13 protein-coding genes are annotated in these 12,008 nt (G+C 44.2%); 4 read left to right on the plus strand and 9 right to left on the minus strand.

Annotated features, from left to right (window positions below):
• The 6 genes from F6K37_RS19975 to yidD form a co-directional block, all read right to left on the minus strand.
• Positions 1-1,457, minus strand: a 1,457-nt coding sequence (locus F6K37_RS19975) for a site-2 protease family protein (RefSeq protein WP_287251702.1), incomplete at its 3' end; no start/stop codon positions are given.
• 2 nt (positions 1,458-1,459) lie between these two features.
• The gene (gene murQ / locus F6K37_RS19980) at positions 1,460-2,398 is read right to left on the minus strand and encodes an N-acetylmuramic acid 6-phosphate etherase (RefSeq protein WP_008179345.1); all 939 of its coding nucleotides are present in this window, start codon (positions 2,396-2,398) and stop codon (positions 1,460-1,462) included.
• Positions 2,399-2,484: 86 nt separating this feature from the next.
• Complete coding sequence (locus F6K37_RS19985; protein ID WP_131826930.1) at positions 2,485-2,691, minus strand: hypothetical protein; 207 nt, start codon at positions 2,689-2,691, stop codon at positions 2,485-2,487.
• A gap of 25 nt (positions 2,692-2,716) precedes the next feature.
• Positions 2,717-3,115 carry a DUF3110 domain-containing protein gene (locus F6K37_RS19990; protein ID WP_044492183.1) on the minus strand — a complete coding sequence of 133 codons (399 nt, stop codon included), beginning with the start codon at positions 3,113-3,115 and terminating at the stop codon, positions 2,717-2,719.
• A 282-nt stretch (positions 3,116-3,397) separates the two neighbouring features.
• A complete protein-coding gene (locus F6K37_RS19995) occupies positions 3,398-4,108 on the minus strand; it encodes a M15 family metallopeptidase (RefSeq protein ID WP_008179350.1) in 711 nt (236 codons plus the stop codon).
• Positions 4,109-4,510: 402 nt separating this feature from the next.
• Positions 4,511-4,822 carry a membrane protein insertion efficiency factor YidD gene (gene yidD / locus F6K37_RS20000; RefSeq protein WP_008179352.1) on the minus strand — a complete coding sequence of 104 codons (312 nt, stop codon included), beginning with the start codon at positions 4,820-4,822 and terminating at the stop codon, positions 4,511-4,513.
• A gap of 62 nt (positions 4,823-4,884) precedes the next feature.
• On the opposite strand from yidD, the gene F6K37_RS20005 reads away from it, so the two are divergent.
• Together F6K37_RS20005 and F6K37_RS20010 are read left to right on the plus strand one after the other, a co-directional pair.
• The gene (locus F6K37_RS20005; protein ID WP_008179354.1) at positions 4,885-5,592 is read left to right on the plus strand and encodes a diacylglycerol/polyprenol kinase family protein; all 708 of its coding nucleotides are present in this window, start codon (positions 4,885-4,887) and stop codon (positions 5,590-5,592) included.
• 97 nt (positions 5,593-5,689) lie between these two features.
• Positions 5,690-6,337, plus strand: a complete 648-nt coding sequence (locus F6K37_RS20010) for a glutathione S-transferase family protein (RefSeq protein WP_008179356.1) — start codon at positions 5,690-5,692, stop codon at positions 6,335-6,337.
• 109 nt (positions 6,338-6,446) lie between these two features.
• Here F6K37_RS20010 and F6K37_RS20015 read toward each other — a convergent pair whose 3' ends face one another.
• Positions 6,447-6,620 carry a hypothetical protein gene (locus F6K37_RS20015; protein ID WP_287251703.1) on the minus strand — a complete coding sequence of 58 codons (174 nt, stop codon included), beginning with the start codon at positions 6,618-6,620 and terminating at the stop codon, positions 6,447-6,449.
• Positions 6,621-6,891: 271 nt separating this feature from the next.
• Positions 6,892-7,041 (minus strand): hypothetical protein, encoded by a 150-nt coding sequence (locus F6K37_RS20020; RefSeq protein WP_008179358.1) that lies wholly within the window; start codon positions 7,039-7,041, stop codon positions 6,892-6,894.
• A 371-nt stretch (positions 7,042-7,412) separates the two neighbouring features.
• Here F6K37_RS20020 and F6K37_RS20025 point away from each other — a divergent pair, with 371 nt between their 5' ends.
• Positions 7,413-8,765: a nicotinate phosphoribosyltransferase gene (locus tag F6K37_RS20025; RefSeq protein WP_008179360.1), complete on the plus strand. Its 1,353-nt coding sequence runs from the start codon at positions 7,413-7,415 to the stop codon at positions 8,763-8,765.
• Positions 8,766-8,811: 46 nt separating this feature from the next.
• Here the strand turns inward: F6K37_RS20025 and F6K37_RS20030 are convergent, their stop codons facing one another.
• Positions 8,812-11,064 (minus strand): ABC transporter substrate-binding protein, encoded by a 2,253-nt coding sequence (locus F6K37_RS20030; protein ID WP_287251706.1) that lies wholly within the window; start codon positions 11,062-11,064, stop codon positions 8,812-8,814.
• Between the two features lie 346 nt (positions 11,065-11,410).
• On the opposite strand from F6K37_RS20030, the gene F6K37_RS20035 reads away from it, so the two are divergent.
• The gene (locus tag F6K37_RS20035) at positions 11,411-11,581 is read left to right on the plus strand and encodes a hypothetical protein (RefSeq protein ID WP_154659666.1); all 171 of its coding nucleotides are present in this window, start codon (positions 11,411-11,413) and stop codon (positions 11,579-11,581) included.
• Positions 11,582-12,008 lie beyond the last annotated feature (427 nt).

Consider the following 12,008-nt stretch of genomic DNA (forward strand, 5'->3'; position numbering starts at 1 on the left):
CACAATGCTCGAGTATCATCGAGTTCGGTAATTTCATTGAGGCTAGGACGCTCCAAACCCCGCTGCAAGAACAAAATCAAGATTCCCCAGTACAAAATTATGGGATTGGCTGGATTGATTAAGGCCAGAATCCCCAAAATTACTAAGGTGGCAATGGTAGCAAGTCGAGCAGTTTTGCGTCCGTAGATAGCTTGGACAATTCGCCCACCATCTAGTTGTCCTGCTGGCATTAGGTTCAAGGCTGTTATGGTTAAACCTAGCCAACCTACAATGGTCAGAGGGTGAACATCCACTAAAGACTCTTGGAGAGCACTACCAAGCACTAACTTTGCCAGCCCTCCAACTAAAATTGACCCTTGGAAGAATTCCGCTGGCACCTGAAAGGCACTGCCTTGATGAGAAAGGACTAATCCCGCCATCAGCATCAGTAGAGACACTACACCACCTACGGCTGGTCCGGCTAGAGAAATATCAAATAATACTTTTCGATTGGGTAATAGGGATTCGAAGCGAACCATAGCACCAAATGAGCCGATTTGCAGGCTGGGAAGGAAAAAGGGTAGGCTGAGGCGAATGTCGTGAGCTTTGGCTTGCCACCAGTGACCGAGTTCATGGGTAATCAGAACTATCCAAATTCCGATGGTAATCGGTAAGGCTTCCCGAAACCGTTCAGGTTCACTGAATAAATCAAAGTCAAGCAGTAACCCAGATACTTCTAAAGTGGTGAAAAATGTCGCAATTACGAGGACAAGGGCTAATATTTTTTGCGCAACTGTAGTGGTTCGCGGGTCATTGCTACTGGGCAAAATAATGACAACTGGTTTCCCTTCTGGATTATCGACTAAAAATAGCCGATAGCGATCGCTTAATTTTTCCTCTAGATTAGCTGACAAACGAGAATGTACCAATTCGGCATCGTTTCCCCGCAGATTGCCTGTAAAAATTGCCCCTTCCTGATATTTTATAGTTTCCGTAGCAAAGAACGTATCAATCCCAAAAATCCCTTTAATAAGTTGTAGGTCTTCATCAGGAATTGTAGCTACTCCGATCCTGGTGGTATTCGGACCCTCGGATACGGCAGTTAAATTTTTGTAAGCTGCAGTATCTTGCTCCTCAGACTTTTGGGCATCCTTGCTTTGTTGTTGCTCCTCGAACAGTTTGGTGGCACGCTCCCGCCAAACTTCATCTTGACCTGCTGCACGTAAGAGCCTGCCCAAGTAGATGTATAGGCCGGTGGAAGCGACTAGCAGAAATAGGATCCCAACGATATTCAGGTAAATTCCCATGCTGACTAAGCCAAAGAATAATAGCCAGGGCAGTGTCAAGACTACTGACTGCAACCAGGCTAAAATTCCTAGCTTGCCGTAAGAACGAGCGCGGTTATAGCCCCAACCTAGAACACCGAGGGCTACGAGTATGATCACCAAAGTGACAGTAGTCTCTGATCCGTTAAACATTATCAATTCAATTTTGATGGAGTACTAGTTTGTTTCCAACTTTGGAGAGCGGCCCTGAGATCACTTTGGTTTTGCTCTAGGAAGCTGGCTCCCTCTAGCTGGTCTAATCCTGTCCAGTACATTAGTAGCGCTAGTTTTACCTGCCTGCCACTGCGCTCTAGTAAGTGAGCGCAGTCTTCTCGGCTGAGGTTGGTCAGGTCTTTGAGGATGCGCAGGGCTCGGTCATGAAGTTTCTTGTTGGTCACTGCCACATCTACCATGCGATTGCCGTAGACTTTGCCAAGCTTTACCATCGCTCCTGTAGAAAGGATGTTCAAGGCCATTTTAGTGACAGTACCGGCTTTGAGGCGAGTAGAGCCAGCTAGGACTTCCGGACCAACTAGCAGCCGAATATCAATATCAGCATCAATACTGACCTGTTCAGGGGGGACACAAGCGATCGCAATCGTGGTTGCGCCCCGCCCTCGTGCCTCTTGGAGTGCGCCGTGGACAAAGGGTGTGGTCCCACCTGCGGTAATGCCTACCACCACATCTAGGTCATGTACCCGGCGATGGGCGATCGCTTTTGCACCATCTTCCTGTCGGTCTTCCAAATCTTCAGAACTCCGCACCAACGCCCCTGCTCCTCCAGCAATGATCCCTTGGACTAGGTCTGGGGGTGTACAAAAGGTGGGGGGACATTCGGCAGCATCGAGGACTCCCAAGCGTCCACTGGTACCAGCTCCCACGTAGAAGAGGCATCCTCCTTGACGCAATGCCTTTGCAGTGCAGTCAATGGCTTGAGCTAGCTCGCTACGAGCTGCTGCGATCGCATCTAGGGTTTTGGTATCCTCTTGATTAAATAGATCGACTAACTCTAGGGATGTCAGCTGGTCAAGGTTCTGACTATTGGGATTAATCTGTTCGGTCAGTAGATGTCCCCGTTGTTCTAAATTTTGCATTATATTATTTAGTCATTGGTTGAAGGTTGAAGGTTGAAGGTTATTTGGTTGAAGGTTATTTGGTTTAAGGGTTTAAGGTTGTTCGCTTAGCGTGGCCTTTTGGGCAAGGTTGTTCGCCTTTGGCGTTCCCTTAGGGTAGTTTGTTTGCCTAGGGTGGCCTTTTGGCCAAGGTTATTTGCCTTTGGCGTTCGGTGAAGGATAGGTTGTTTAGTTGTTTGGTTGTTCGCCTTTGGCGTTCGGTGAAGGATAGGTTGTTTGGTTGTTTGGTTGACGGCTGAAGGTGGACGGTTCAAATGTATTCCTCAAATTTTTATCAGCTTACAATAAATTTTCCAACTGACGGCGAATGCGGTCTAGATCTGATATTTCTGATTCTTCGGTTTTCTTGAGGTCAGGTTCTTCGGTTTTCTTGAGGTCAGGTTGCCAATCCGTCTTTTCTAGATTTGTTTCCGGTGGCATGGCCAACATTCCTTCACTAACCAACTCCGACTCATAACCAGCCGATTGGCAAAACTCCTCAATCTCTTCTAGATCGATAGCTTCCACGGTGGGTGTTGGGAAATCCTGAGCTTCGAGCAATAAAGCAAAGCGGGTAGCATCGTCTTCTTTTTCAAACATCAATACCGTTTGCTTATCGCCAATTTGGATAGTGTGAATTCCCTCGTTTTCTGTCCGGGCATTAAATAAAAGGACGTATACTTGCTTAGGTGCCATCATAAATCTTATATAACCTTAAGTAATCGTTATTTTTTAATTGTTTTTATAGGATATCTGATACCATTTTGCTTTAATGCCAGGGAGAGATAGCAGGAGGGCCAAGACAGGCAAGAGGGGCAATAAAAAATGGTCTATTTGTAGCATTCTTTGAGCTACTTGATTAATAATTCCACTACAATGCCACTGCTAAACCATCTTAGCAGCAACTGAGCTATCACCACGCTCCCCATTTAGCACGCTCCCCACTTAGGACTGACCCACTCTCCGACTCAGTCTCAGGACTCAACAGGCTCCGCACTCAACACCACCATATCGTGCCATCAAGGTATTGGTTGAATCTTCTTGATTGCGCAGCCAAGCCCACATTTGGTCTCCGAGGCAAAAATGCCACCACTCTCTAGGATGACACCGGAACCCAGCCGAGTACATTAAATTTTTTAACAGCTGTCGATTGTAGTGATAAGGCAAGTCTTGCTGATTGGCGTAATAATCGGGATGGGAGCGTGGTGAGACTTCATCAATCTCAGAGCCCATATCAATGGTTTCACCGGTGGCATCCACCAGGGTAATATCTAAGGCAGCACCTGTACTGTGAGGGGGTGGAGTCATGGGGTTAGAGCTGGGTACTGCCCAAAATTGATAGACTTGTTCCCAAATCGCTTGCTGTTGTTGTTCCGATAGGATGCTTGGGTTGAGTTGTTGTGCCTGAGCTACTTGGGCAAAAGTATGGTCAACCATGAATTGTTGGACTTCCACCGGTCGATAGCCATCAAAAATCTGGATGCGCCAACCTGGATGCTGCTGTTGGAGTTGGCTTTGAGCCACAAAGAGTGCTTCTATCACACTCTCGCGCAGATAATAAGGGGAAGCCTTACCATAAGGTGCCCCCAGTTTTTGGTAGGGGTGAGGGTTACGAGCGGCAAATTGTGCTAAGGGAATGGGGATGAGGGGTTCTCCACACTCTACAATTGGGATTTGCTGATAAGGTTTCATAGTTGCAGTTCTCAATTGCTTGAGGTAATTACTAGCAGTTGGTTGCGAGGGAGTCGGGAGTAGGGAGTAGGGAGTAGGGAGTAGGGAGTAGGGAGTAGGGAGTAGGGAGTAGGGAAGTCGGAAGTGGTAAAAATTCTGTTTACCTCATTACTCTCATTACTATGAGAACCGCTATAGTTTTTCTTTTGGGCATTTTTGGAGTTATCAAAAAGCGTTGATCAGCGCGAAGCATATCTTTTGGCAAAATTAGAAAATATTTAAAGTCTTTTAACGGTCACATTTTTAACACCTAAAAAACTCAACCTAAAACCAACTTTTGCCTTTTGCCTTTTGCCTCTTGCCTTTTGCCTCTTGCATGATTTAACTACTTTTTTACCATACTCAAACCACAAGAGCCACTAATTATTCCCTGTTCCCTGTTCCCTGTTCCCTGTTCCCTGTTTCCTGTTCCCTGTTCCGAAGTTCAACACTTCTAGATTTATCCCTATTACCATTAGGATAAACGTCAGGCACGGGATCATAACCCCCTGGATAGAGAGGATGACACCGTAGAATACGCCGAATTCCTAGCCAACCACCCCGACAGACACCAAACCGCTCAATCGCTTGGATAGCATACTGGGAACAGGTTGGGCGAAAGCGACAGACTGGAGGAAATAGGGGCGAAATAAAAGCTCGATAGCCTCGAATTAGCCAAATCAGTAAAAGTTTCATGTAATGGTCACCCCATCTAATACAGTAATAAATAGGTCTTAAAGTATGCTGCCATCAGATCCTTGTTTAATTCTGTAACCTGGATAGAATCAATCCCAACCCTATGGCTGCAAATTGCACTGATTGCTGTCGGTCTCGGTGCGATTGTGCTGCTGGCGGAAACACTACATCAGCGCACCGCCAGGGATTCAGAAATTACCCGTAAAATTGTTCACATTGGCACCGGTAACGTTATTTTAGTGGCTTGGTGGCTACAAATACCTGCCTGGGTAGGTATCTTGGCATCAGTTATCGCTGGTGCGATCGCTCTTTTGTCCTATTACATTCCTATTTTGCCTGGTATTAACAGCGTTGGGCGCAAAAGCCTAGGCACTTTCTTCTATGCTGTCAGTATTGGTGTCGTGATTGCCTGGTTTTGGCCCTTACAACAATTCCAGTATGCCGCTATTGGTATTTTAGTGATGGCATGGGGGGATGGATTGGCAGGACTGATTGGTCAGAAATTTGGCCAACATCCCTATCAGGCTTGGGGGATGCAAAAAAGCTGGGAAGGGTCTGGAACCATGGCTGTCACTAGCTATGTCGTCAGTAGCCTGATCCTTTTCGCTGTTCAAGGTAATGTCTGGGAAACCTGGTTGATGTCAATTGCGATCGCATTTTTTGCCACACTATTAGAAGCCTTCTCCAAGTTCGGGATTGATAATCTCACAGTTCCTATCGGTAGTGCAGCACTAGGGTTCTTTTTAAGTCAAATCCTCAGCTTGGGTTGAAGGGTTCTTGAAATAGCTCAAGTTATGAGCTTGTGCTTGAAAGTAGATATTAAACTAAGAATCAATCAAACGTTGATAGTAAGGGAGAGTTGAGTCAATGTTACAGTTTTACAATAATCCTATGTCCAACAATGCCCGACGGGTATGGATTGCTTTATTAGAAAAACAGATTGACTTTGAGCCTGTTGAAATAAAATTAGATGGAGATCAATTTACGCCAGAATTTATTGAAATCAATCCCTTTCATCACATCCCAGTCCTAATCGATGATGGATTTAAAGTGATAGAATCCTTAGCCATCTTAGATTATTTAGAAGCTAAATATCCAACTCCTGCTCTGATGCCTACTGACCCCCAAGCTATTGCTACAGTGAGGATGATACAACTGGTCAATGTCAATGAGCTTGCTCCTGCTATCGTAACCTTTATGCGCCATAACTTGGAGATTGAAGTAGAAGCAAAAAAATTAGAACAAGCTCAAAAACAAGTTGCCACAGTGATGAAATTTTATAGCGAAAAATTGGGCGATAAAAACTACTTTGTAGAAGGGCAATTTACGTTAGCCGATATTGTCGCCGGTTTGTCAGTATATTTTCTCAGCAAGATCGGCGTTTCTTTAGCAGACTATCCCTCAGTGCAAAATTGGCAAACAGCTTTACAGGAACGGGAAAGTTGGCAGCAAGTTCAACCAACACCAGAAGAGTTTGAAATGTTTAAAGCAAAAGTGAAAGCAATTTTGTCGTAAGCATTCAGCGGTCAGTGGTCAGCCGTCAGCCGTTAGCCGTCAGCCATCAGTGGTCAGCGGTCAGTGGTCAGCTTATTTTATTCAAAGGTGCGCTTTCCGCATCTAATTATTAAATTCGCCACGGGTCGCACCTAAAAGCACCGATTGCGCTACTTGAGGTGCTGCGCGAACAGTAGCCTGGCCATTTCCGTAGCGTGGCCAATGGCTGATAGCTGATAGCTGATAGCTGATCGCTGATAGCTGATCGCTGATAGCTGATAGCTGAATGCTTACATTTTGTCAAGGTAAACCACTAGAAAATTGGCAACCGCTGAGTTAATGGGAGTAGGGAGTAGGGAGTTATGAGGTAAGCATTCAGCCGTCAGCTATCAGCTATCAGCTAATGCGCTACGGCCAAGCTACTGCATCACAGTGTTCGCTTCCAGCTTAAATCATCCCACCAATAGGCAACCCCACAACACCCTTAAGGGCGCACGGCGTGCGCCCCTAAGGGTGTTTTGTATTCCAGCAAGAACCGCTATAACCCAGGGTTCATATTATAGCTAAAATCGAATTTACCAAGATGCCTCTTTCTGCTCAAAGGGGTCACCGCTAAAGGGTTGAACACCAATAGCAGGATAAATGTCATCATTAGGACCAAAAATCCTAGCTACTGCTTCAGAAAGATATTGAATACTGCTTTCCAATAGTTTGTAAAAAGCCATAAAATTGCTCTCCTGAATTAGTTGAGTTAGAGTTGAAAACAGCAGTGGCTATAATTAGCGCGAACCTTTCCCTTTTCTGGTGGTTCGTGAGTACTGCCATGCTGTCATCAAATTGCTGTTCTCAAATTATTGAGTCTTAACTGTGAGTACAGACTGAAAGACGTTTCTGTCTGGTGTACTTTATCTTATCGAGGATTATCGATTCAGTGCCAGGATTAGTAATATTTGTTTGGTAATATTTGCAATACTTTTCTCAAGCTTGACTAATCACTAAGATTTGTTTGGTAATTTTGAGAGGATTGTTAAAAAATCTGTACCTATTTAAAGTTCCTTTACCTTATGTTAAACATTACTCCTTAAACAGTACTATTATGAACCCTAAAGACCAGGAATTAATACCTACAGCTGAGGACTATAGCTTATTAACTGACCTGTATCAGCTGACCATGACAGCCTGTTATAGCGGTGAAGGCTTAGCCCAAAAACCAGCTTCCTTTGAACTATTTGCGCGACGTTTACCTAATGGCTTTGGTTACTTGATTGCTATGGGACTCGCTCAGGTACTGGACTACCTGGAACAGTTTCGCTTTAGTCCCCAGGCACTGGACGCATTAAAAGAGACAGGCATTTTTCAGGGAGCACCGGAACAGTTTTGGTCACTCTTAGCAGAAGCAAGCTTCACCGGTGATGTCTGGGCAGTGCCCGAGGGAACAGCAATATTTGCTAATGAACCGTTTTTGCGGGTGGATGCTCCTCTGTGGCAAGCACAGATAGTAGAAACTTACCTACTCAATACAATTAACTATCAGACCTTGATTGCCACTAAGGCAGCACGGCTAAGAGATGTGGCGGGGGCCGAGGCTACCTTACTAGAGTTTGGCACTCGACGGGCCTTTAGTCCTCAGGCATCCCTGTGGGCAGCACGAGCAGCTATAGCAGCTGGATTGGATGGCACATCTAATGTATTAGCAGCCCTGAAATTAGGATGTCAGCCTCAAGGAACCATGGCTCATGCTTTGGTGATGGCGATCACAGCAGTATCTGGAAGTGAGCAGGATGCCTTTACGGCCTTTTATCGCTATTTTCCCAATGCTCCCTTATTAATAGATACCTACGATACTGTAGCAGCCGCTAAGAGTCTGGCTCAACGAATCGCAGCTGGGGAAATCCAAGTGACTGGAGTACGTTTGGATTCTGGGGATTTAGTCACCTTGTCCCAAAAAGTGCGATCGCATTTACCCAATGTCTCAATTTTTGCCAGTGGGGATTTAGACGAGTATGAAATAGCCAGACTCAAACAGGCTGGTGCTTGTATCGACGGTTATGGACTCGGAACTCGGCTAGTCACTGGAAACCCAGTCAATGGAGTCTACAAATTAGTAGAAATTGATGGCATTCCCACCATGAAACAGTCCAGTAGCAAAATCACCTATCCAGGGCGCAAGCAAATCTATCGCCAATTTCACCAAGATACAGTTATCAAAGACCGGCTAGGATTGATGAGTGAATCCTGCCAAGATCATGAGCAACCTCTGCTGGAACAAGTCATCAAACAAGGTCAACGACTCAAGCTGCCAGAATCCTTAGACGTGATACAAAAACGCACAGCTGCTTCTGTTGCCAGTCTTGCCACCTCAACGCGACAACTTCATCAGCCCACCCCACTACCTGTAGAAATTTCTGATGCCCTACAACAGCTCACCATAGCTACCTCCAAAAGGTAAAAGGCAAATGTTAAATTTCAAATCACAATTAACAATTAACAAATTGCTACAAATACCGCCAGCACAGAAGAGACGTGTAAACTACCAAAATTACTGGAAACGCCACTCTTCCAAACTCCATTAATTTGCTAATCTTGATTTTACCAGACTGAAACCCCTCACTATTCCCAATCACCACCATCAACAACTGTAAGCCATTGAGTACGTAAACGATAAAAAAGGCATAGTCGAGAGCCACTACATAGCCAACCCCCTCCGGTAGTCCTTCTATCAAGCTCAAATGGTAAAATACAATCGCTAGTAGCAAGCCACTTACTGCTTCTACGGACATGTGATCGAAAGGGAGAAACATGAACAGGTATCCCACCACCACAAAAAACAGTAGAGGCAATAGATTCTTGATACTGAAACTGACTAAATCCCGCTTGATTTTAATAACCACATTGAATCGGGAATATTCGATATCTGAATCTGTGTCGATAAATCGTCGATTGCCCAAAGTGGAATCGTTAATCACCGTATCCTGGAAAAAGGTAGCATTCTCAACACTCCAATCGGTAATCTTCTCAAACACTTTAGCTCTCTCCCAATTTTTGAGAACTTCTTCTGTAGTGGTATCTCGCATTCCCACGAAGTCCACTACATAAATTAGCTTGTCCCGAGTTAGGTTAATATGTCGAAATCTCGCTGATAGAGTCTGATGGTCAAACGGGTAATCATGAAAATCAAACTTTTCATGAAAATCGCCTTTAACCCGGTATACTTTATAATTTATATCATCGTTTAAATCTGTATCTATCGGTTCCTTTAAGGTCAATTTTTCTCCTGAATCTAGCCGCTCAATGCCATAATTTGTGAACTCGATTTGGTCTGCAGTAATATCGCCTTGGTACCTAAACCAAATGTAAAAATCCACCAAATAGGAGGACGTTTTTTCATCTATGTGACTAATCTCATTGATATCCATCCCGGTGTAAACGATATGGGTTTTTACCATATAGTTATTACCAACCTTTACAATTTCACCACTGTCGAGCTGTTCTTGCAGATTAGCAACAGCCCGTAAGTCCGGTATTATTTGCAGCTGGCTAAACGCTGAAATAAAATTTCTTCTATCAAAAATACCCACAAAAACTGGTGCTACTGCATTGCCGTAATAGTCAAAATAAATATTTCTGGTTGCCCCCTTGAACGCCGTTTCCTGGCTATTAATAGTTGCTAAGCTCTCTTTGAGCATCAAACGGTTTTTGGGTAAATCGTCCCAGGTAAGATCAGAGCGCTTAATTGCCTCAACAATGGCTTTTGCCGCATCATAATAGCAAGTCGCCACCCATCCCGGCGCTTGTTTGTACTTCTTTTCAAATTCGTTTCTGAACTGTTGACCCCCATCATCAGAAATGTCAAAAATAATCGGAGCAATGGCATAAATTCCATTGGTAAAGAAGCCTGGTTCATCCATCTCCTCTGGGGAGTCTTCAAACCGTTGCCCCAGGGATATTTCGGCTAAGGAGTCACCGCCAAAAATGGGGAAATTCATCCCAGAACTCCTCATTTTTGCAATTAATCCAGCCACTTGATTGCGATTCGCTGTCATCACAATCACTCCTGGGTCTTTCCCGCTATTGTTTAAAGCCAATAAATCTTGATAAATCGTTTCTATGGCTTGGTCTATATCATCCCCTAATACCCACTTACTTACTACTTCTCCCCCTAACTCCCGAAACGTCTCTTCAACAGTCTTCCCTAAGGTCAAGCCATAAGTGCTGGGGCTGTAAACTAGGCTAATCTTGGAAGATCCCAGAATCTTTTGGATATAATTGGCGATAAAAGTACCCTGAGCACTGTTAGAAAAAATGGTGCGAAAATACCAAGTGTTCGATTGGGTGACCGCATCAGCAGTAGCTGAGCCGGTCACCGCAGGAATCTTATGGTCTTGATAAACTTCGCCAGCAGCCGTAGATACGCCACTACTGTAATGACCAATCACTGCGATCGCATTTGATTGAGCAATCTTCTGAGCAACCTGGCGTGCCACATCCGGATTGCCTTGGTCATCATAAACCTCTAGCTTCAACTTTTTGCCCTTAACACCGCCAGCCTTGTTAACTTGGTTAATGTAAAGTTCAGCACCGTCTACCATTGCTCTGCCTGAGCGTTGTGCTGATTCACTAGCATTGCTTAACGGAGCTGCGATCGCAATGGTTATCCTATCTTTATATCCCTCGAAGCTATCAATTGCTACAACTGTACCGAAGGCAAGCAGTACGATAGATACTAATACGATGGCTTTTTTTAGCATATATCACCTGATCAGTTGAATGGTCACAGATTACAGGTTACAGGTTACAGGTTACAGGTTGAAAGTTACAGGTTACAGGTTGAACGCGATCGCGTGGCCGAAAGGCCAAGGTTACAGGTTGAAGGTTACAGGTTGAAAGTTACAGGTTGAAAGTTACAGGTTGAAAGTTACAGGTTACAGGTTTAACGTTACAAGTTACAGGTTTAACGTTATAATGTGCATATTTAACTTTAAAGTTTATATTTGACAGGTTTAACGTTACAGGTGGCCAGTTATACATCCGGCTTTCAGTTCTTAAGCCTCTAATCTTCAACCATCAAACCTTCAAACTATCAAACCATCGACCTTGGCCTTTCGGCCACGCGATCGCGTTCAACCATCAAGCTTGGCCTTTCGGCCACGCGATCGGGTTCAACCTTCAACCTTCAAGCTTCAACCTTGGCCTTTCGGCCACGCGATCGCGTTCAACCATCAAGCTTGGCCTTTCGGCCACGCGATCGCGTTCAAGCTGACCTGACTTCGTGACTGGGCAATCATGCCCTTGCTGCTTTGGGAAGATTAAGCGCTTCTAAAAACCACGAATTAGAACTGTCAATAACATCATTTAAAACAGGATAAAAGCTGGTTAACAATGACCAATGACCAATGATTAATAGACTGAAGTCTAGCCAATTGAACGTTTTTCCAATCAACCCTGCCTAAAAAAAACAAAACATACCTTAGGACTTTTAGGCTAAAATAGTTGGCAATTTTATCAATACTTTTTTAATTTAATTATCTTTCTTCACTCTCTTATATCTATTACTTATTTTTAAAATAAGCTGTTCGGCATTTAAATTGGTATAATAAAAATTAATAAATAACCCAATAATAGGAAATATGCCAGCAAAAAATTATCTGACACAAGAGCAAAAAACAATACTTCAAAAAGCCTTAAAAATAGA

It is taken from the genome of Moorena sp. SIO4E2, from assembly GCF_010671945.1.
GTDB classification, from domain to species: domain Bacteria; phylum Cyanobacteriota; class Cyanobacteriia; order Cyanobacteriales; family Coleofasciculaceae; genus Moorena; species Moorena producens.

Coding starts and splice junctions, on each gene's coding strand:
- murQ (WP_008179345.1), bottom strand. CDS start 2,398: ATGCAAAATTTAGAACAACGGGGACATCTACTGACCGAACAGATTAAT.
- F6K37_RS19990 (WP_044492183.1), bottom strand. CDS start 3,115: ATGATGGCACCTAAGCAAGTATACGTCCTTTTATTTAATGCCCGGACA.
- F6K37_RS19995 (WP_008179350.1), bottom strand. CDS start 4,108: ATGAAACCTTATCAGCAAATCCCAATTGTAGAGTGTGGAGAACCCCTC.
- yidD (WP_008179352.1), bottom strand. CDS start 4,822: ATGAAACTTTTACTGATTTGGCTAATTCGAGGCTATCGAGCTTTTATT.
- F6K37_RS20010 (WP_008179356.1), top strand. CDS start 5,690: ATGTTACAGTTTTACAATAATCCTATGTCCAACAATGCCCGACGGGTA.
- F6K37_RS20020 (WP_008179358.1), bottom strand. CDS start 7,041: ATGGCTTTTTACAAACTATTGGAAAGCAGTATTCAATATCTTTCTGAA.
- F6K37_RS20025 (WP_008179360.1), top strand. CDS start 7,413: ATGAACCCTAAAGACCAGGAATTAATACCTACAGCTGAGGACTATAGC.
- F6K37_RS20030 (WP_287251706.1), bottom strand. CDS start 11,064: ATGCTAAAAAAAGCCATCGTATTAGTATCTATCGTACTGCTTGCCTTC.